The organism is Bacteroides sp. DH3716P (genome assembly GCF_025914115.1).
GTDB classification, from domain to species: Bacteria; Bacteroidota; Bacteroidia; order Bacteroidales; family Bacteroidaceae; genus Bacteroides; species Bacteroides ovatus.
Genome location: NZ_CP083673.1, coordinates 6,639,814 through 6,640,167 on the forward strand (window position 1 = coordinate 6,639,814; position 354 = coordinate 6,640,167).

General features: G+C 37.3%; 1 other annotated feature (only partly in view).

The window, feature by feature from the left end:
* Positions 1–14 (reverse strand) — a sequence feature (23S ribosomal RNA rRNA prediction is too short); it reaches 450 nt to the left of the window's first position.
* Positions 15–354: the final 340 nt, after the last annotated feature.

Consider the following 354-nt stretch of genomic DNA (forward strand, 5'->3'; position numbering starts at 1 on the left):
TTTTCTTTAAGCGCAATCTCGCTTTTTCACTATGTCAATTCTGCAAGGCTTTCTTCTCTTGGAAAGCGGGTGCAAAAGTACGCCCTTTTGGTATACAATCCAAATATATTAAACTATTTTTTCGAAGTTTTTTTGAAAGAATCTGCTAAAGCGCTGAAAGATAATGATGTTGTAGAACGTATTTTTTTATCATGAGTGGATTGCGGGCGAAAACGGTACACATGGGATACATTGTTATATCACACGCGGGCGCGTAGGCGCACGCAAGAGAGAAAAAGATGCAGAAAAAAGAAATAACAAAATTACAGTCGAATTACAGATGAGAAAAAGACAACAGGAAGAAAGAGACAAGAA